This is a genomic window from Streptococcus sp. HCA-5024, assembly GCF_037890265.1.
Lineage (GTDB): Bacteria > Bacillota > Bacilli > Lactobacillales > Streptococcaceae > Streptococcus > Streptococcus lingualis.
On the sequence record NZ_JBBKBR010000003.1, the window covers coordinates 219,445 to 237,125 of the forward strand.

The 17,681-nt window shown below is 44.7% G+C and carries 21 protein-coding genes and 2 tRNA genes; 3 read left to right on the forward strand and 20 right to left on the reverse strand.

Going from position 1 to position 17,681, the window contains the following annotated elements; all coding sequences use genetic code 11:
- Positions 1 to 7 precede the first annotated feature (7 nt).
- The 6 genes from purR to rsgA form a co-directional block, all read right to left on the reverse strand.
- Positions 8 to 823 (reverse strand): pur operon repressor, encoded by an 816-nt coding sequence (purR, locus tag WKT08_RS06790; protein WP_037599408.1) that lies wholly within the window; start codon positions 821 to 823, stop codon positions 8 to 10.
- 135 nt (positions 824 to 958) lie between these two features.
- Positions 959 to 1,903, reverse strand: a complete 945-nt coding sequence (locus tag WKT08_RS06795; protein ID WP_049514801.1) for a 3'-5' exoribonuclease YhaM family protein — start codon at positions 1,901 to 1,903, stop codon at positions 959 to 961.
- Positions 1,890 to 3,140, reverse strand: a complete 1,251-nt coding sequence (locus WKT08_RS06800; RefSeq protein WP_340280984.1) for a DNA recombination protein RmuC — start codon at positions 3,138 to 3,140, stop codon at positions 1,890 to 1,892. The genes WKT08_RS06795 and WKT08_RS06800 overlap by 14 nt, the downstream gene beginning before the upstream one ends.
- Position 3,141: 1 nt before the next feature.
- Positions 3,142 to 3,774 carry a thiamine diphosphokinase gene (locus WKT08_RS06805; protein ID WP_340280986.1) on the reverse strand — a complete coding sequence of 211 codons (633 nt, stop codon included), beginning with the start codon at positions 3,772 to 3,774 and terminating at the stop codon, positions 3,142 to 3,144.
- Positions 3,767 to 4,426 carry a ribulose-phosphate 3-epimerase gene (gene rpe, locus WKT08_RS06810; protein WP_155170280.1) on the reverse strand — a complete coding sequence of 220 codons (660 nt, stop codon included), beginning with the start codon at positions 4,424 to 4,426 and terminating at the stop codon, positions 3,767 to 3,769. The genes WKT08_RS06805 and rpe overlap by 8 nt, the downstream gene beginning before the upstream one ends.
- Before the next feature lie 14 nt (positions 4,427 to 4,440).
- Positions 4,441 to 5,319: a ribosome small subunit-dependent GTPase A gene (rsgA, locus tag WKT08_RS06815; protein WP_257738770.1), complete on the reverse strand. Its 879-nt coding sequence runs from the start codon at positions 5,317 to 5,319 to the stop codon at positions 4,441 to 4,443.
- 311 nt (positions 5,320 to 5,630) lie between these two features.
- On the opposite strand from rsgA, the gene WKT08_RS06820 reads away from it, so the two are divergent.
- The 3 genes from WKT08_RS06820 (at position 5,631) to WKT08_RS06830 (ending at position 6,815) form a co-directional block, all read left to right on the forward strand.
- On the forward strand, positions 5,631 to 6,548 hold the full coding sequence (locus WKT08_RS06820; protein WP_257738771.1) for a CPBP family intramembrane glutamic endopeptidase: 918 nt from the start codon (positions 5,631 to 5,633) through the stop codon (positions 6,546 to 6,548).
- A gap of 91 nt (positions 6,549 to 6,639) precedes the next feature.
- Positions 6,640 to 6,722, forward strand: a tRNA-Leu gene (locus tag WKT08_RS06825).
- Between the two features lie 4 nt (positions 6,723 to 6,726).
- Positions 6,727 to 6,815 (forward strand) — tRNA-Ser (locus WKT08_RS06830).
- A 43-nt stretch (positions 6,816 to 6,858) separates the two neighbouring features.
- On the opposite strand, the gene rsmA is transcribed toward WKT08_RS06830, so the two are convergent.
- From rsmA to gtfA, 14 genes are all read right to left on the reverse strand, one after another.
- Positions 6,859 to 7,734, reverse strand: a complete 876-nt coding sequence (gene rsmA, locus WKT08_RS06835) for a 16S rRNA (adenine(1518)-N(6)/adenine(1519)-N(6))-dimethyltransferase RsmA (protein ID WP_340280990.1) — start codon at positions 7,732 to 7,734, stop codon at positions 6,859 to 6,861.
- Positions 7,735 to 7,786: 52 nt separating this feature from the next.
- Positions 7,787 to 8,371: a ribonuclease M5 gene (gene rnmV / locus WKT08_RS06840; RefSeq protein WP_003008897.1), complete on the reverse strand. Its 585-nt coding sequence runs from the start codon at positions 8,369 to 8,371 to the stop codon at positions 7,787 to 7,789.
- The gene (locus WKT08_RS06845; RefSeq protein WP_049506561.1) at positions 8,343 to 9,113 is read right to left on the reverse strand and encodes a TatD family hydrolase; all 771 of its coding nucleotides are present in this window, start codon (positions 9,111 to 9,113) and stop codon (positions 8,343 to 8,345) included. The genes rnmV and WKT08_RS06845 overlap by 29 nt, the downstream gene beginning before the upstream one ends.
- Positions 9,114 to 9,238: 125 nt before the next feature.
- Positions 9,239 to 9,373 (reverse strand): 50S ribosomal protein L34, encoded by a 135-nt coding sequence (gene rpmH / locus WKT08_RS06850; protein ID WP_003003086.1) that lies wholly within the window; start codon positions 9,371 to 9,373, stop codon positions 9,239 to 9,241.
- A gap of 147 nt (positions 9,374 to 9,520) precedes the next feature.
- The gene (locus tag WKT08_RS06855) at positions 9,521 to 10,150 is read right to left on the reverse strand and encodes an HI_0552 family protein (RefSeq protein WP_340280993.1); all 630 of its coding nucleotides are present in this window, start codon (positions 10,148 to 10,150) and stop codon (positions 9,521 to 9,523) included.
- Between the two features lie 75 nt (positions 10,151 to 10,225).
- Positions 10,226 to 11,173 carry an RNA-binding cell elongation regulator Jag/EloR gene (gene jag, locus WKT08_RS06860; protein ID WP_195189325.1) on the reverse strand — a complete coding sequence of 316 codons (948 nt, stop codon included), beginning with the start codon at positions 11,171 to 11,173 and terminating at the stop codon, positions 10,226 to 10,228.
- Between the two features lie 15 nt (positions 11,174 to 11,188).
- Complete coding sequence (locus WKT08_RS06865) at positions 11,189 to 12,004, reverse strand: YidC/Oxa1 family membrane protein insertase (RefSeq protein ID WP_003015944.1); 816 nt, start codon at positions 12,002 to 12,004, stop codon at positions 11,189 to 11,191.
- 1 nt (position 12,005) lies between these two features.
- Positions 12,006 to 12,347 (reverse strand): ribonuclease P protein component, encoded by a 342-nt coding sequence (gene rnpA, locus WKT08_RS06870; protein ID WP_003002960.1) that lies wholly within the window; start codon positions 12,345 to 12,347, stop codon positions 12,006 to 12,008.
- A 78-nt stretch (positions 12,348 to 12,425) separates the two neighbouring features.
- The gene (locus tag WKT08_RS06875) at positions 12,426 to 13,103 is read right to left on the reverse strand and encodes a CPBP family intramembrane glutamic endopeptidase (RefSeq protein ID WP_340281000.1); all 678 of its coding nucleotides are present in this window, start codon (positions 13,101 to 13,103) and stop codon (positions 12,426 to 12,428) included.
- Positions 13,104 to 13,188: 85 nt separating this feature from the next.
- The gene (locus tag WKT08_RS06880; RefSeq protein ID WP_340281002.1) at positions 13,189 to 14,082 is read right to left on the reverse strand and encodes a TDT family transporter; all 894 of its coding nucleotides are present in this window, start codon (positions 14,080 to 14,082) and stop codon (positions 13,189 to 13,191) included.
- A 325-nt stretch (positions 14,083 to 14,407) separates the two neighbouring features.
- Entirely contained in the window at positions 14,408 to 14,632 is a 225-nt protein-coding gene (gene asp5, locus WKT08_RS06885) for an accessory Sec system protein Asp5 (protein ID WP_201037229.1), read from the reverse strand.
- Position 14,633: 1 nt separating this feature from the next.
- Positions 14,634 to 14,825: an accessory Sec system protein Asp4 gene (gene asp4 / locus WKT08_RS06890; RefSeq protein WP_080978547.1), complete on the reverse strand. Its 192-nt coding sequence runs from the start codon at positions 14,823 to 14,825 to the stop codon at positions 14,634 to 14,636.
- The gene (gene gtfB / locus WKT08_RS06895; protein WP_201037230.1) at positions 14,818 to 16,173 is read right to left on the reverse strand and encodes an accessory Sec system glycosylation chaperone GtfB; all 1,356 of its coding nucleotides are present in this window, start codon (positions 16,171 to 16,173) and stop codon (positions 14,818 to 14,820) included. Before gtfB ends, asp4 begins: the two co-directional genes overlap by 8 nt.
- Positions 16,157 to 17,671: an accessory Sec system glycosyltransferase GtfA gene (gene gtfA / locus WKT08_RS06900; RefSeq protein WP_340281006.1), complete on the reverse strand. Its 1,515-nt coding sequence runs from the start codon at positions 17,669 to 17,671 to the stop codon at positions 16,157 to 16,159. The genes gtfB and gtfA overlap by 17 nt, the downstream gene beginning before the upstream one ends.
- Positions 17,672 to 17,681: the final 10 nt, after the last annotated feature.

Below are 17,681 nucleotides of genomic sequence, written 5' to 3' on the forward strand. Positions count from 1 at the left end.
GCTGCTCTTAATCAAAGATATTCCCAACTTCGACACTCAATTTATTTTCTTTTACATCGATGTTGGTAACGCGCAATAAGGATTTGTGTTCAAAGAATTCACGGTCGGTTGCAGCATTATCCGCAAAGACAGCTACCCCTGCTAATTCAGAATCAAATTCAGACAAGAGGCTGACCATCCCGTTAATCGTTCCGCCACCTTTAAGGAAGTCATCGACAATCAAGACCCGGCTTCCTGCTTTTAGGCTCCGTTTTGAAAGGAACATTTTCTCAATGCGATCCCCACTTGAGCCTGAAACATAGTTGACACTAACGGTTGACCCTTCTGTGATTTTCAAATCACGACGGACAATAACAAAAGGAACATTCAAGACATTGGCTACTGCATTGGCTAGAGGAACTCCCTTGGTCGCTACGGTCATGACAGCATCAATCTTCTTATCCCGGAAAGCTTTGGCAATGATGCGGCCGATGCGATTCAAAATCTTTGGATTGCTCAACAGATCAGACAGGTAAATGTAGCCACCAGGAAGGATACGATCACTTTCAGATAGCTGCTTGCAAAGATCCTCGACGATTTCTTTGGATTCTTGATCTGAGATAGACGGTGTAAAGATAACACCTCCACCAGCTCCTGTAATGGTCTCAATATTTCCGATTTCCATCTCTTCAAACGCACGCTTAATGATCACGATATCTTCTGAGATGGAAGACTTGGCAGACTCATACTTTTCCGCAAACGTATTGAGGCTCGTCAATTCATAGGGATGGTTGATCAAGTAATTAGAAATCACGACCATCCGTTCACTTCTTCTTAATTTCATTTTCTCACCATGTAGTTTTTTCTATCATTATACCATAAGAAGCGAAAAAAACGAACATTCTGATTTACAGAAGGCCGTTTTTTCCTGATTATTTTATTTTTGGCAGAATCATTCCCGTATTTATCTCTGTTTTTACTAGTCGAGATTCGGTTTATAGAAGGAACGATTTTCCATAGCAAAGATTTTATTGGTCATTTCGCCAGGACCAATTAAGCCAAGTGCCGTTGTCATCATCATCATTTCTGCATCCAAATTATCGATCATATGAATAATCTCTGCTTCCATGATCTTTGGACGAACAGGACTACCGTATTCGAGCAAGCCATGGTGACTCAAGATCACATGGCGAAGAACGATGACATCTTCTTTTTGGTCATCAATCTTCAAGTCTTGCAAGACCTTGGTGATTTCTTCATCGATGAGTGCAATGTGGCCGATGAGGTTGCCTCGAACAGTGTATTCTGTATTTTCAGGCCCCGTCAACTCGATCACTTTGGCCAAATCGTGTAACATAATCCCTGCAAAGAGCAAGCTCTTATTCAACTGAGGATAGATATCACCGATACTATCTGCCAAGCGGACCATGGTCGCCGTATGATAAGCGAGACCTGCTTCAAAGGCATGGTGGTTGGTCTTAGCAGCTGGATAGCTATAAAACTCTTTCTCATATTTCCCATAGAGGGCCCGGACAATCCGTTGCCAGACTGGATTTTCAATTTTGAAAATCATGTTTGACAAGTATTCATGCAATTCTTTAGGATCTACTGGTGGTTTTTCCTTGAAGTCTGCTGGATTGTTGGGCTCTCCCGCTTGTGGCAAGCGCATGTTTAATTGGTTGACTTGAGGAGTATTATTGTAAACTTCTCGACGTCCAGACATATGGACCACGCGCCCAGCCATAAAACTCTCTACATTGTGAGGTTGGGCATCCCATAGTTTACCTTCGATTGTACCGGTCTCATCTTGAAAGACAAAGGCGAGGTAGTTTTTCCCGGCCCGCGTTTGACGCACTTCTGCTGACTTGATCAAATAGAATCCTTCGAACAATTCATCTTTTTTCATTTGGTTAATTTTGACCATCATCTTCTCCATCTTCTATATATACATCTAGTCCCAGCAGGTCCTCATCGCTTTCGATTTGGCGAAGCGTCCGCTCGATGGCACTGGTCCGTCTGGTTAGCAAATCATCAATATTATTGGAAGCATTCTTTAAATGGCGCTGAGTCTTGGCCAGAATCCCTCCAAACTTATGGAATTCTGATTTGACCGATCCCAACACCTTGCTAATGTCATCTGCACTCTTTTGGATGTTGAGCGTTTTAAAGCCAACAGACAAGGAGTTCAAGAGGGCTGATAAGGTACTTGGCCCAGCCACTAAAATTTGTTCGTCTCGACGCAAGCGATCGAAGAATTCTGGATTGCGAACCACTTCGGAATAGAGGCCTTCGGTTGGCAAAAAGAGAATTCCGAAATTCGTTGTCGCTGGTGGAAAGAGGTATTTTTGTTGGATATCCTTAGCAAAACGCTTGATACTAGCAAGAAGGGCCTTGCGGTAACGCTCGATCTCCTCTTTCTCTCCTAATTCATAAGCTTCTTCCAGACGATAGTAATCTTCCAGTGGGAATTTAGAGTCAATCGGCAGATAGACTGGTTCTTCTCCTTGTCCTGGAAGCTTAATGGCATACTCCACGCGCTCACTGGATTGAGGAACGGTGACAAACTCCCGCTCATACTGGGCTGGGGTCAAGATATCTTCAATGATTTGACCTAGCTGCAATTCGCCCATAATCCCACGTGTCTTGGTATTGGAGAGAACTTTATTAAGAGTTCCGACATCCCGCGCCACCGTCTGCATTTCTCCCAGCCCTTTGTTGACCGACTCCAATTGTTTTGAAACCGTCTCAAAGGAGGTCTGTAAGCGGTGCTGCAAGGTTTTCTCCAATTTTTCTTCTACCGTTTGGCGCATCTGTTCTAGCCGCACTTCATTGGACTCTTGGATCTGGCGCATGCGCTCATCTGTTTTGTCCCGATTTTTAGTAAAGTGCTCATTCATCTCAGCGCGCAGAGCCGTCGTCTGCTGGTGGATCTCCACTCGCATCTCGGTCAAGCGATCTGTCAGGGCAATCTCTAACTGCTGATTGGCAATCTGGCTTGCTTGTCTTTCTTTTTCAAAACGATAGTCCAACTGGTCTGTCAAATGATCCTCGTGGTCTTCCAGCATCTCTCGTAAAGCCGGTCTGGTGTCATCTGACCGTTGCAAGAGATAGATGAGGAGGCCCAGATTGAGCAGGCCAATCAGAAGCAGAATGATATTCATATTAACCTCTGTCTTTACTATAAACAATGACAAGATAGCCACGGTCGAGACTCACTTGAATCGGTTGATCTAAAAATTCATTGGAGCCATACATGGCCTTCAAAAAATAATTCTCCGGATGGAGCGGATACTTGGCCCCTGTGATCTCTACGCGACCTTGTCCGACAGGCATAAAACCAACATAGGGCTTAGTAGGATCTGGCTGAATCTCATGGCAGCCAACTGGTCTGTAAATCAGACGATTTTGACCATCGACTAATTGGATCTGCTCCATATAGGGAGCCAGGTCTGGATCGGTCGGCAAAAAGATATTAGACAAGAAGTGATCCAAGCGACCACCAAAGGCACCATAAACTGTGACTGCAGCATCTGGATAGTCTTTAAAGACTGCTTTCAAGGCCAATTCCAAATCCGTATCGTTCTTTTCAGGGACGGACTGAACCACTTGCTTGGCTTGGGTGCGGATCTTGCTCAAATCAGTTTCAGAAATGGAATCAAAATCCCCCACAGCCATATCTAAAGGCAGACCTTTTTCCAGCAACTTCAAACAGCCTCCGTCGACACCTACGTAAAGCTCTTGATCTTTTGGTAGTAGTGAAGAATCTCCACCTGCCAATACTCCTATATTAACCATTGATGGCATCTCGGAGCGTTTGCACACGCTCATTGACATCGCCATTAAAGACATAAGAGCCCGCTACAAAGACATTAGCCCCGGCTTCTTTTGCTTGGGAAATACTTTGGCCATCAATTCCGCCATCGACTTCGATATCAAAGTCTAAGCCTTTCTCTTCACGAAGAGCCGCTAATTCGCGCACCTTGTCCATTGTTTCTGGAAGAAAGGCTTGGCCACCGAATCCTGGATTAACGGTCATGACCAAGACTTGATCCACCAAGTTCAAGACGTGTTTGATACTGTCTACAGGAGTTCCTGGATTAATCACAACACTAGCTTTCACACCGGCTTGACGAATTTTTTGAAGAGCTCCGTGGATATGAGGAGTCGCTTCCACATGAATGCTGATGATATCCGCACCTGCACGGGCAAATTCTTCAATGTGGTGTTCGGGATTGGTCACCATCAAGTGGCAATCAAAGACCAACTTGCTATGCGGACGCATACTCTCTACGACACCAGCCCCAAAGCTGATATTTGGCACAAAATGACCATCCATGACATCGATATGAGCATAGTCAGCTCCAGCTGCTTCTAAGCGTTTCAACTCACTTTCAAAATTGGCATAATCTGCACTCAAAATTGAGGGTGCTATTTTCATTGTTTTCATTCTTCTATTGTCTCCTATTTCGGCATTTTTTTCGAAACTTTTTTATAGGTTTCGCGACGGTTTTCAATCTCACTTAGAAATTGCAAGTAATCCTCATATCGGAAAGTCGCAATTTCCTCTGTTTCAACGGCTGGTTTTACCGCACAAGCAGGCTCATGCGTGTGGGTACAGGTACGAAATTTACAAGAGTGGCTCACGTCTGCGATTTCTGGAAAGGCTTGATTTAAATCTTCACTGGTCGTCACTTCATAATCAAGGGATGAAAAACCTGGTGTATCCGCAATCTTTCCTCCATTTAAATGATAAAAGCTGACAGCTCGGGTCGTGTGTCGACCACGCCCCAGACTATCTGAAATCTCACCCGTTTCAAGCTCCAGGTCCGGAGCGATTTTATTGAGCAAGGTCGATTTTCCCACACCGGTCTGTCCCATAAAGACTGTAGTTTTATGGGTTAAAAGGGGCAAAAGTTCCTCAATCGACAAGACAAAATCATAGCCAATGGCCTGATAGATTCCTTGGTAGTAATGGATAAACTCCAGATCTTCTAGCAAGTCCAATTTGGAAATATACACAATAGGATGAATCCCCTTGTGTTCTAGAAGGACCAGAAAACGATCCAAGAGATTGGCATTAAAATCCGGCTCCTTAGCCGACATGATGACTACTGCCTGATCAATATTGACAATCGGAGGGCGCACGAGGCTATTTTTTCGAGGGGCAATACTCAAAATGTAGCCTTCCGAATTCTCTTCAGCAGAGAACTCTACCTGATCCCCCACATAAGGAGTCTGTCCTTTTTTTCTAAAATTTCCACGAGCCCGTGTCTGGTAAATATGGCCGTCTGACTCCACATAGTAGAAGCCAGCCAAGGCCTTGACGATGGTTCCTTGCAAATCGCACTCCTTTGAGATTAATACTATCTATTATACCAAAAAAAGAGAAATAAGGCTGGATTGCTTGATAAGAAAAATCTGGAACTAGTTTCAGTAAAATTTTTAGGGATAATAAAGATAGGGGTATTGTAACCGCTTTCTAATTTGGGTATAATAAATGTGAAAACATACATAAATAAGTTGTGTGTGGGGGAAGACAGAGACACGGACGCAGAAAGGAAGTGACGACAAGAAGCGCCTTGTTTCAACGACTATTTGGCTGAACAAAGAAACGTTTTTCTTGGTTCTACGTTTTTAGATGGAGGTTCTTTATGAGTCTTTCTTTTCTTTCTAAAGCGAATCCCTTGATTGCTAATATCAAAAAGGGAAAATTTCTGACACCTTGGTTTTTGGCTCCGTTTATCTTGTATTACATCACAGAGTACATGTCACCTGTTAGCACGGCATCGACCAGTTTCTTTCTCAATAAGCAACACTGGATCCCAGACTGGTGGAACATCCTTGATCTTTGGTCCTTCCTCTATACCATCATTGCCTTCTTCCTTTGGGTTCGCTTGATTGAAAAACGGCCCATTCGAACCATGGGATTTTCTAAAGGAAATGGTCTTTCTGAATTCGCCAAAGGTTGCCTTGTGGGAGGCATCATGATCACCACAGTCTTGATCGTCTTTTTAATCACAGGAGATGCCACATTCCATCGCATTCAATTTAGTATTCCATTTCTTGTCTCCTGGATTCTGGTCTTGATCGGCTATATTTTCCAAACTGCGGCAGAAGAAATTTATATCCGTGGCTGGTTGATTCCAACTATCTCCTACCATACCAATGCCCTTCTAGCTATCCTGATCTCAGCTACTATGTTCTCCTACTTCCATATGAATAATAACGGTGCTTCTTGGTTCTCTACTGTTCATCTCTTCTTCTTTGGAATCTTTACAGCAGTCTATGCCCTGAAACGCGGGAATATTTGGGGACCTTGTGGTTTCCACTTTGCCTGGAATTTCCTGATGGGAAATGTCTATGGTTTTCACGTCAGTGGCTTTGACAGCGAATCATCCTTGATGTACTTCACAACTTCAAATCACACTTTGATCACTGGTGGTGAATTTGGTCCTGAAGGGGGCATCCCGGGATTAGTGGTCTGCATCTTAGCTCTTTTATGGGCCATCTTTATCCTCAAAGATACCTCCAAGGAGCAAGAGAGCCTATATCCTGCAGCATTGAAATGATCTATGGATAAAAGGAACAGAAGCCATCAGTAGGCTCCCCTGTTCCTTTTTTTCCTTGGCATTTTTCCTAAAAAGTGTATAATAGAACTATGCGGAGGTGGTGGAACGGCAGACACGCATGCTTCAGGCGCATGTGCCCCTTCGGGCGTGAGGGTTCAAATCCCTTTCTCCGCATCTTGGAAAGGTGGCCCAGCTCGGTACGGCACCGGACTCGAAATCCGGCAAGTGGATTTTATTCACGCGCGGGTTCAAATCCCGTCCTTTCCTTACGATACAAATAAGCCATAGGTTATAACCTATGGCTTTTCTGTTATTTTATTCCTGCTTCTAGAAGGCCATCTGCTAGGCGAGCGAAGTCTTCTAAGCTAAGAGCTTCTCCTCGTACAGAAGGTTGCAGGCCTGCAGCTTGGATTCCTGCTTCCAGCTTGGTTTTGATTTCTTCGGTCTTGCCAAAGCGACTGGTCAAGTTGTTCCAAAGTGTTTTGCGGCGGTGGACAAAGCTAGCCTTGCTGACAGAGAAGAAGAAATCTTCATCCTTGACGGCTACTGCTGGTTCTTCGCGACGGACCATCTTCAAAATGGCAGAGTCGACGTTTGGTGCTGGCACAAAGACGGTGCGAGGTACAATAAAGGCTACCTTAGCAGTCATATAGTATTGGACAGCAATGGATAACGAACCATAAGCTTTGGTGTTGGGCTCAGCTGAGATGCGGTCTGCCACCTCTTTTTGCATCATGACCACAAATTCTTGGAAAGGAATCTTGGATTCGATCAAGTGCATGAGGATGGGAGTCGTAATGTAGTAAGGAAGGTTAGCCACCACCTTGATCGGAAGGTCTGGATTTTTAAACTCTGCGATGTACTGGTTGAGATCTACCTTGAGGATGTCTTGGTTAACAACCGTGACATTGTCAAACTCCCGCAAGGTATCCGCTAAGATGGGAACCAAACGGTCGTCAATTTCAAAGGCCATCACTTCTGCGGCATTTTCTGCCAAAAACTCAGTCAGAGCCCCAATTCCAGGACCGATTTCGATGACATTGACTTGCCTATCAATCTCAGCCGTATCCACAATTTTTTGAAGGATGTTGGTATCGGTCAAGAAGTTTTGACCGAAGGATTTTTTAAAGGTAAATCCGTGACGCTCCAGCACTGCCTTGGTCACGCTATAATCTGCAATTCTCATTTTTTCTCTTTTCTAATCAGTTTAGGGGTAAAGGATCCCCTCTACTTCCGTCTTAATAACTGGCCATCGCCTCTTCGACTTGGGCCAAACAAATTCCAAACAACTCCAAGCGTTTGATCAATTGCTTGCCATTGCAGTAGCCGATGCGCAAGGCTTCTCCTAAGTATTCTCGTCGTTTGCGACTATCGCTTCCCATCAAAAGACCGAGACGCATCAAGTCGGTCTTTGTGATATCAAAGAAATTTTCATCTTCGTAAGACCCGACCAGTCCAGCTAGGGCTTTTTCTAAGTCTTCAAAACTGGCATGCTCCACTCCCAAGGAACGCCCCTTAGTCTTGGATTTGGGGACTGCTTCGCCACGATTTAAAAAGGCATGCTTGGCCTGGGGCACCTCTTGCATAATGATCTTGCGAATTCGCTCGCCATTGTAGTCTGGATCCGTAAAGACAATGACCCCACGCAACTCTTGCAAGGTAGCAATTCGTTCCAAGTCATCTTGATCGATCGCAGAACCTCGCGTTTCATAGGTATCCACCTCATAAAAACGGCGGAGATTGGCTGTGTCGTCCTTGCCCTCCACGACAATCACTTCTGGTATTTTTCTTTTCTCAGTCAAGGCCAAATACCTTTCTTGCATTGTCATAGGTTGCCTGAGCCACTTCTTCTGTTGTTAAGCCACGTAGTTCTGCAATAAAATCTACCACATAACGAGTGTAGGCTGTTTTATTTTCCCGACCACGTTTGGGAACTGGTGCCAGGTAAGGAGCGTCTGTTTCAACCAAGATCTTGTCTAACGGAAGGCCAGCTGCCGCTTCTTGGACATCTGTGGCTTTCTTAAAGGTCACCACTCCGGAAAAAGAAATCATCATCCCCAGATCCATGAAGCGTTTAGCTTCTTCTAAACTTCCTGAGAAAGAATGCATGATCCCACCGCGAGGACCGACTCCTTCACTCTTGATGATGGCATAAGTATCTTCTAAAGCATCGCGTGTGTGCACCACAAAGGGGAGGTCCAAGTCTTTAGACAATTGAATCTGACGACGAAAAACCTTTTCTTGAATATCTTTTGGTGCCGTCATCCAGTGGTAATCGAGACCGATTTCTCCGAGTGCGACGACTTTGGGATGTTTTAGCTGTTCAAGTAAATAGGCCTCCACTTCAGGACTATAATCACCTGCCTCAGTGGGGTGCCAACCAAGCGTGAGATAGAGTTCTGGGTGCTGGTCTGCCAAGGCTATTCCTCGCTCAATCGTCGGTTTGTCAAAACCAACGATATTGTGGGCTACAACACCCATTTCCTTGGCCAAGTCGAGCTCTTCTTGTTCTTTTCCTGCGAATTCTTCCACATTGAGATGGGTGTGGGTATCAAAAATCTGCATGATCTTCCTTTTCTTCCGAGTTTTTCTTCTTTCTATTATAGCAGAAAGCGCCTCTAAATTCACTTTCGGACAAAACAAAAACCAGTAGTCTCGAGTTTCTACTGGTTTTTAGGTTTTTATCTGAATTAGGCAGCCAAAACTTTGCGTCCTTTACGACGACGAGCTGCCAATACGCGACGACCATTTTTAGTTGCCATACGGTGACGGAAACCATGTTTGCGCGCACGACGAAGTTTACTTGGTTGATAAGTACGTTTCACGATGAATACCTCCTCATAGATTTTGTATTCGTTTAGCCGGCTAGTTGTGATCAGTTACTAAACATACTTTACTATTCTATCTGATTCACGCCTGTTTGTCAATAGCTATGGCAAAATTGTTGCAAATACAGGTCGGAGAACACCTTTCTACACCTGACGGGTTGCCAAGTAATAGGGTTCCAGAGCCAGCAGCGCCTCTTGCAACTGATCCAAGATATTCTCTAGGGAACTCTCCTCAACTAGAGAAACATCGTATTTGACAAGGACCTTACGAACCGCCCCTTCTGCTACTGCTTGCAACAGATCATGGCGATTCTTTTCTGTTCCTTCTACCCTTTGACTCTCTCCATTTTTCTGGGCGAAATAATAAACTGGCTGAGTGATGGGAAGGGTGAGAACCATTTGTTGTTTTTGAAGGCTCTGCTCGTCTTTTTTTCGCTCGATAAAACTCACCTCTAAGGAAACTCCAAAATCAACTGCATCTCCATATAGCCTCAAGGCAAACATAGGCTCTGCCATCGTCCCTTCTCCTTTTAGATAGGCCCAAAAATGAGGCCGCAAGATCTGAGCCTGATTCATCCACTGGCTAGTCCGATCCTGCTCCAAGTAAGGGTGACGCTGCTGAAAGGCCGAGACTAAATCGGTGAATTCCTTACGAGCCGCTTGAGCTAGGGCACGATACTGCTCCATCTCTGAGGCTAGCACTCCAGCCTTTGCTGGGGCCTGGTAGTGGATTCCTTGAAGCTTTAAAAACTCTCGAATCGCTACAAATGCCATTTGCTTCCTTTCTAAACCTAAAAAAGGAGAGATCGGCTCAATCCTGTCTCTCCCTTATGGGAAATAATAGCTAGATTATCCTTCGATGTCGACAACTACATAACGGTTTGGTTCTTCCCCTTCAGAGTAGCTAGTGACTCCTTCCATCTTAGAGACGATCCGGTGAATGATTTTGCGTTCACTGTTTGACATCGGATCTGTCTGTTGGGCTTGCCCATCTTCGAGGGCACGTGTTGCCAACTTCTGAGCATAGCTTTGAAGAACTTCTGCCCGGTGTTCTACATAGTCATTAACATTAATGGTAATGTAAAAATTCTTTGAGTAGCGGTTATAGAGGTAATTTTGCGCCAAAAGTTGAAGAGCCTTCAAGACTTTTCCGTGGTAACCAATGACACGTCCTGGCTCATTGGTATCAATTTGCATATTGACCGTACGGCGGTTGTGACTGCTTGAGATGGCCGCATCCACATCCATTTCATCGACCACGGTTTGAACATAGGCTGTCACATCATCTACGACTTCTTCGATGTTGTAGTTTTCCTCTACCTCGATACCAAGGTTTGAGAAATCAGATTCGCTTGATTCTTTTGTCGCTGGTTCTTTAACTTTTTCAAGGATATGTTCATGTCCTTTTTCTTCAAGAACGGTATCTGCTTCTTTGTCATGTTTCAGGATTTCGGTCTTGATTTCTTCAGAGACAACTTCTCCTTCTTCTTCGACCTTTTTGATCGCTGCAACGACACGTCCGAGATCGACCGTTGCTTCGCTCACCGTCTTAACCGGTTCATTTTGCGCATTGATCTCATCTGGGACACCTTTGACAGCTTTTTGATTGGCTTTTACAACAGTTGTTTCTGCAATGGGCTCAATCTCTACTTGGGCTGGTTTTTTCCCAAACAAGCCAAGAAAACCTTTCTTTTCACGCGCTACAACTGTAATATGTGCCTTCATACGAGGAATATCTAAATCGTTCAGACCTTTTTGAATCGCTTCTTCAACAGTTGCTCCAGTATATAGGACCATATGTCCACCTCTTTCTTATTTTTTCTTTTTCTGTGCTTTGTTTAGGGCACGGCGTTTTTGTTTTTCCATGTCGCGCGAAGCTTGCTCTTTTGCTTCACGCTCTGCGATAATCTTGAAGGGGTTGTTCAAGAGATAGGTTTGCCCGACTTGGTAAGCATTGGAAGTCACCCAGTATAGTGCGACCCCGCTGGCTGAGAACAAGGCAAAGAAGAAGATCATCACAGGCATCACATACATCATGGTTGTCGCACTACCATTGCGCTCTGGCATGGCTTTATTGGTCAACCAACTGCTGAAAAATGTGAAGAGTGCTGCAAGAACCGGCAAGATATAAGTCGGGTCGATCGCACCAAGGTCCAACCAGAGGAAGTGACCGACTTTAAGGAATTCGACACGGCTCAGCGCTTGGAACAAGGCCATCAAGACCGGCATCTGGATCAAGAGAGGAAGGAAGGCTGAAGATGTTTTGACGCCTTTTTCCTTGTAAAGGGCCCGCATCTCTTCAGAAAGCTTGGTCCGACTATCTAGATCCTTTCCAGGATACTTGGCTTGCAATTCCTTGAGTAGGGGTTGAATTTCCTGCATCTTGCGGGTTGAATTCATTTGATATTGGAAAAGCGGCAAGAGGACCGTCCGGATCACAATGGTAAAGACGATAATCCCCACACCGATACTTCCGCCAAATGACAAGAAGCGAATGGCTTCGGCAAAGAAGTAGACGAAGCGTTCCCAACCACCTGTCGACTGAGCTGTCACTTGAGAGGTTCCACAAGCTGTCAAGACCAATAAGGCCGCTCCTAATAATCCAGTTAACTTCAGTTTCTTTTTCACATTATTCCCTTTCTTGGTAGACATGCGCTAATTTTAAGACATGTACAAGATTTTTCTCTACTTGATGAAAGTCGAGCTCCTCCACTCCTTTACGAGCAATGACAACAAAATCATCGGTCGTAAGGAAGGCTTGGTGTTTGATCAAAACATGGCGAATCAAACGTTTGATGCGATTTCTGGTCACAGCATTTCCCAGCTTCTTACTAACAGACAGGCCGACTCGAAAATGTGGTTGGTCTTTGCGCAAGCGGTAAACAACGAATTTCCGATTGGCAACATTTTGACCACTTTTAAAAATAGCATTAAAATCTTTGTCACGTTTGACGCGGTAGCTTTTTTTCAAACCTCCACTCCCTCTATTAAATTTATTCTATTATACCATATTTTCAAAAAAAACCAATCTCCCTCAGGAAATCGGTTGCTACTTGAATACAGATAAAAGCAAAGGCAAGGTGTAGTATAGATTGAGCAAGATATGGCCTAAAATCGGAGAAAGGAGCGTCTTGCTCCGATAATACAGGGTCCCAAAAATCACACTCGGTAGGAGATAGATGATACAAGCCCCTAACGAAAAGGGAGTATGGAGAAAATGCAGGCCACTGTAGATGAGGGCTGGAAGCCAAATCTCAGCATAGAGTTTCCAGCCTTTGAAGTAGGCATTCACCAAGGCTCCACGAAAGATCAGCTCTTCTGTCACTGGCCGGATGACGACCATTGCGATCACCAGTATAAGCACTCCTGTGGGGCTAATTTTCCGTGGAAAGAGACTCAAAACGGCTGCTCGTCCTTGGACAAAACCACTGATGAAGTAGTCCAACCAGTAAACCAAACAGGCTGCAAAAATGGCTTCCATCAGAGATTGAAGAGGGTTTTTCCCCAGCTTAAACTGCGCTTTTTTAGAAAAACGATAGACCAAAAATCCTGCAAAGGTTGCATAGAGCCCTTCTAGGCCAAATAAGGTCCAATAATAGCTATTTGCGCTTGCTAGACTAGTAGAGACATACTGGGCCAAGGGGCGAAACTGAGGCCGGATATAAAAATAAAACAAGAGCAGAAAGAGGGGATAAAGCAGTGAGAGCTTTCCTTTGATGAATTTCATAGAGACCTTTCTTATAGAGTATGACAAATCGTATAGTGCATCTTACCATAATCGTGACAAGGTTTCAATGAAAAAGGATGCCTTTCTACTCTTTAAGATAAGCTACATAACCTCCTAAGACAGCGACTAGAATCAAGAGACAAAGAAGAGTTTCCATCCATACAAGAACTGTCAAGAAGGGCAGTTGCAACAAGCCTTGGGCCATTTTTAAAGAGGTCGCTGTGATGACCGTTGGAAAGGTAAGAGCTGAAAAAGCGGGTTGAAAACCTTCTTTGATCATTTTTGGCAGGCGCGTCAAAACAAAGAAATAAAACCCTTGCGAGGCCATCACCATGATCAGTAAGAACCAGGTAGGAAGGCTTGCTCCACCCACACGAACCAGGGCTGCTAAAAGAAGGGAAAATGGAGCACAATAGATGCCTTCTTGCCCTAGCAGATGATTGGGTAAGGGCTGCTTTTTCCCATCAAAATAAATGACTGGGTAGAGAAGAAAGGTCAAACCAAAACCAATCACTAAAGCGAGATAAGCAATCTCTCTGATTCCTACAACAGGGTAGGTCAAGGCTGCTACTGCAATGCCCACATAGAGAACGGTCCAACTCGGAGTGGCATTGGCTCTTGGACGCACCATGACATGGGTCTTGGTAAAATAAAGAATCAAGCAAAGATCCAAGAGAAAGGCTGACCACCAAACCAACTGAGATAGACCTCCAAAGGCGGGAAAGAGGCGAAAAAGATAGGTGGATAGAATCATCCCTGCCATGGGAAAGGTCGCCATCCCAGATAACAGAGCTGGCTGTTGGAGTTCTATCTTGGTTTCTTGCCAGCGAATCGCATGATAGACTAAAAAGAAAAACCAGAAGAACAAACCTGTCAAACTAAAGGCGTGAGCAAGGAAGGGTAGCGAGTCCGCAAGAAGGTTTCCAGCGCCAACCAGTCCTAACAGACAGCCTGAAAATACTAAGGGGATCTTTTTCATCGGGAGCTCCAATCATGTTGTCGCTTTCAGTATACCATAAAAGAGAAGGAAGCAGGATAAAAAAGAGTGTGGGACAGAAATCGGTAATTCGTTAGAATTCGATTTCGTCGTCCCACCTCCGCACAGTTGAGTAGGGCTGTAAAAGCTGATGAAATCAGCGTAGTAGAGCCCACTCAACCACTGCGTCTTACTCGACAATCCAAAAATAATTGAGAGGCTAGGACTTTTGTCCCAGCCTCTTCAAATTGTAGATATCTCTTTAATTTTTTAAGTATCATTTAGGTTGCATTATGTAATAAACAGGTGGATTACATTCTATTAGACACTAGGCCTGTACGACCATCATATAAAGAAACAAGGATAAGAGAAAGACGATACTAACGGCAAGGGTTGCTAGCTTGAGCCCGCGGTGGGAGCGCCAATAACTTGGCTTCCCTAAGTTACTGGTTGCATCTGTTGAGAGCGATTGTTGTTGGCGAGGTTGCAGGGTAATGAGAACCACCAGAGCTAGAGATAAAATCGAGATGAGGATTGCAAATACCATTTCCATCTTAGGATCCTCCTAACACTCTCAAGAGGGTAAAAATAACTCCCAGCAGAATCACCAAACCAATGATCACATTAAAGGTAACATTGATCTTTTCGGAACGCGTCGTCTTTTCTTTTTCGGAAGGACGGCGTTTGAGAGACTCCATCCGTCCTTCTACTTCTTTGTAAAATAAATCTTTCTTACGATCACTCACCTTGTCCACCGATCCCTTCTTGTAAGCGAGCTGTGAAAACAGCTGGCTCGACACTACTTGATTGGGCAATTTGTTGCGCGACTGCTTCTCTGTAGCTATCTACAGATTGGTAGATTTCCTGGATACGGGCCACCATATCCGCTTCTTTTCCTTGGTCAAAGATATTGGCTTGTGCGAGGAAGTGGCGGTCATGCAGGGTATGGCTAAAGGCAAGGATGACTTGCTGGTGTTCAAAGGCCTTGCGGACAATGCCTTGCACCTCTGCATAGTGGTTGATATCCAGATAAATACTAGAGACCTTAAGCAACTCTTTGATCCGCTCTTGGCTGATATTTTGGTACAAGACCACATTTGGGTAGCGGACCATAGACAAGAGGCTCGCAGACATCTCCGTCAAAGCTGCTACACGGAAGGTCACATTTGGCAAGTTCTCTACTAGATAGGTCAAGGCTTCGATCTGATCCGAATTGGTCAAGACAAAGGCGTCTTTACGGATATCGTCTTTCACCTTGAAATCATACAGGTAGCCAAGGGGACCAAAATAGCTATGCTGGTCTTGCGAGGTCAACTGCAAAGCACGATGATAAGTCTCGTTTTGAGGAATCAAGATCTTCTTAGTCCGGATTCCTGGGCTCTTTAGAATCAACTGCATGTTGCCCGGAAGGCTGTCGTGAAGAGGCTCTTGCCACACCAAGACGTCGTGCCCTTTGATGCCTTTATTGCCCAGTTGGAGACTAATGCTAAAGGAGGTAGCCAGCGTATTGTAGACCAAACCATCTAGATCAAAACCACGATACTCTAGATAAAAGACAAAGTAATCTAAGCGATTCTTGAAAATCCGCATAGGTTGATGGTCCAAGGTCAAGATCAAATCCCCTGTTTGGTGATTCTCTGTCAAGCGCTCGATATCCCCTTCAAAATAAGTGGTCACCAAATGCTGACCTTGATCACCACAAGTCGTTACAGCTATCTTACGACCGTATTGGTCATAGTGCTCAATCATGACTACTTGCCCCTTATCATCCAGCCACTCTATGCGCTCGACGATGCGTTTATAAGAAGCAGCATGGTACACAATTCGAGCTTTTTCCTGACCATAGTAGGTCACTTTCCCCGAACTGTTATCCCCAGAAACTTCCCAGAAATCAGGCACTGGAACTTCATTAAAGTAGCGTCCCCGCTTCTCCCCTTTTGCTTGTCCTAAGAAATAGATAAAGGGAGACTCGACACCGTCTGGTAAGAAACCATTTGGCTCCAAAACAACGGTCGGGTGGTCAAAGCCAGACTCTTTCATGGAGTGGAGCAGGTCTTGGCTTTCACGAGAATAACTATCAAATACGTTCAGCATGTGTCACCTCTTCTATCAATTGTGCCCAAGCTTCTTCTACTCGGCTGGTCAAAAAGTCTTCTGCACGCGCATAAGATGCTTGACGCATGCTGGCTAGATCATCTTTTTTGTATAGCTGGATCATTTTTTCCGCAAAGGCAGCAGCGATCTGGTCAACCACTTGGTCTGCTGAAGGCGGAATGAGATAGCCATTTTTGCCTTCTGTGACAAAGGTCTGGTTGCCATAAGGAACATCAAAACCGATAATCGGAAGTCCAGAACCAATCGCCTCCATCAAGGTCAACCCAAAACCTTCACTGGTCGATGCTGACAGGTAAACCTCATAGTTCTTATAAATCTCCTCTAGATTGGCATGCCCTTTGAGGTGGATATAGTCTGCTGCTCCCAATTCATCAATCAGAGAACGCAACTTGCCTTCTTCTCCACCTTTTCCATAGATGTCAAAAGACAATTCTGGCAATTCTTTTTTGGCACGAACCACTGCTCGCACCAACCAGTCAATATGTTTTTCTGTCGCTAAACGAGAGGCGGTAATCATAGAAAATGGGGTGCGATTTTCATTTTGTGGCAAGTTTGCAAGACTCCCAACTGGAATGGTATAGATGGCTGGCTGATGGTTGGTGTATTTGGCAAACTGCTCGGCTAAGATTTCTTTTTGACGGTCGGTCGCAACAATAAAGAAGTCCACCTTGTCAGCATTGGTAAATTGGTACTCGTAGTAGTTGTTCCACAGGATATACTGATCGTCAACATTATTGGCACTGAAGTGCTCTGCATGGACGACCACACCCAGGCGGGCTTTTTGCGCTTCTTCAAAGATAGGCTGACCGATATTGGTTTCCCGATCCAAAATCACCAGATCTTGTTTGGTCAATTGAAGGGTTTGCATGAAGTAGCGGATCAATTCTTGGCGACCAACTAGATAGCGATCTGGGAAACGATAGATTTCGCGGCCATCCGCCATCTGCATGCTGTAGGCAACCGTCCCGTCTTCATTGTAAAAACGGCGCTCAATCAAGTTGGCTTGGTTGTTCTTAGGAATGAAGTACTCGGTACAATAGCGGGTATAGGAGAAATAATCCTTCCTCACCAAAATCCCTCTAGACACGTACTCACAGCGTTCGACATAGGGACTGTTTTCTGCGCGCAGGTAGCAGGTCAAAAAGTTGTCCTGGTCCTCATAAAAGAAGCGCTTGATCTTACCATCGACTTCTTCACGAGTCGGTTTTCCGGCAAAACCTGCTAAGACCTGATCAATGGTATAGGTCGTTGGCGCAATTTTTATATCTGTAAAATGGCTATAGAGCCAGATGATTTCATCATTTTTAAAACCGATATTTTCTGTTAAATGCTGGATATTATCGGCTAAGATCATATCCATAAAAACAAACTTGGCTGGTTGATGGATATTGCGTAACAACTGGGCACGGTAGGCCTGGGCATACTCAACACCACTGCTGGCCCAACCGATTCCAAGGTTGATATTGTATACTGTCATAATGTCCTCT

What these genes read in the sequence shown, in the direction of transcription:
- purR (WP_037599408.1), bottom strand. Translation starts at nt 823, where the DNA reads ATGAAATTAAGAAGAAGTGAACGGATGGTCGTGATTTCTAATTACTTG.
- WKT08_RS06795 (WP_049514801.1), bottom strand. Translation starts at nt 1,903, where the DNA reads ATGGTCAAAATTAACCAAATGAAAAAAGATGAATTGTTCGAAGGATTC.
- WKT08_RS06800 (WP_340280984.1), bottom strand. Translation starts at nt 3,140, where the DNA reads ATGAATATCATTCTGCTTCTGATTGGCCTGCTCAATCTGGGCCTCCTC.
- WKT08_RS06805 (WP_340280986.1), bottom strand. Translation starts at nt 3,774, where the DNA reads ATGGTTAATATAGGAGTATTGGCAGGTGGAGATTCTTCACTACTACCA.
- rpe (WP_155170280.1), bottom strand. Translation starts at nt 4,426, where the DNA reads ATGAAAACAATGAAAATAGCACCCTCAATTTTGAGTGCAGATTATGCC.
- WKT08_RS06820 (WP_257738771.1), top strand. Translation starts at nt 5,631, where the DNA reads ATGAGTCTTTCTTTTCTTTCTAAAGCGAATCCCTTGATTGCTAATATC.
- rsmA (WP_340280990.1), bottom strand. Translation starts at nt 7,734, where the DNA reads ATGAGAATTGCAGATTATAGCGTGACCAAGGCAGTGCTGGAGCGTCAC.
- rnmV (WP_003008897.1), bottom strand. Translation starts at nt 8,371, where the DNA reads ATGCAAGAAAGGTATTTGGCCTTGACTGAGAAAAGAAAAATACCAGAA.
- WKT08_RS06845 (WP_049506561.1), bottom strand. Translation starts at nt 9,113, where the DNA reads ATGCAGATTTTTGATACCCACACCCATCTCAATGTGGAAGAATTCGCA.
- WKT08_RS06855 (WP_340280993.1), bottom strand. Translation starts at nt 10,150, where the DNA reads ATGGCATTTGTAGCGATTCGAGAGTTTTTAAAGCTTCAAGGAATCCAC.
- jag (WP_195189325.1), bottom strand. Translation starts at nt 11,173, where the DNA reads ATGGTCCTATATACTGGAGCAACTGTTGAAGAAGCGATTCAAAAAGGT.
- WKT08_RS06875 (WP_340281000.1), bottom strand. Translation starts at nt 13,103, where the DNA reads ATGAAATTCATCAAAGGAAAGCTCTCACTGCTTTATCCCCTCTTTCTG.
- WKT08_RS06880 (WP_340281002.1), bottom strand. Translation starts at nt 14,082, where the DNA reads ATGAAAAAGATCCCCTTAGTATTTTCAGGCTGTCTGTTAGGACTGGTT.
- asp5 (WP_201037229.1), bottom strand. Translation starts at nt 14,632, where the DNA reads ATGGAAATGGTATTTGCAATCCTCATCTCGATTTTATCTCTAGCTCTG.
- gtfB (WP_201037230.1), bottom strand. Translation starts at nt 16,173, where the DNA reads ATGCTGAACGTATTTGATAGTTATTCTCGTGAAAGCCAAGACCTGCTC.
- gtfA (WP_340281006.1), bottom strand. Translation starts at nt 17,671, where the DNA reads ATGACAGTATACAATATCAACCTTGGAATCGGTTGGGCCAGCAGTGGT.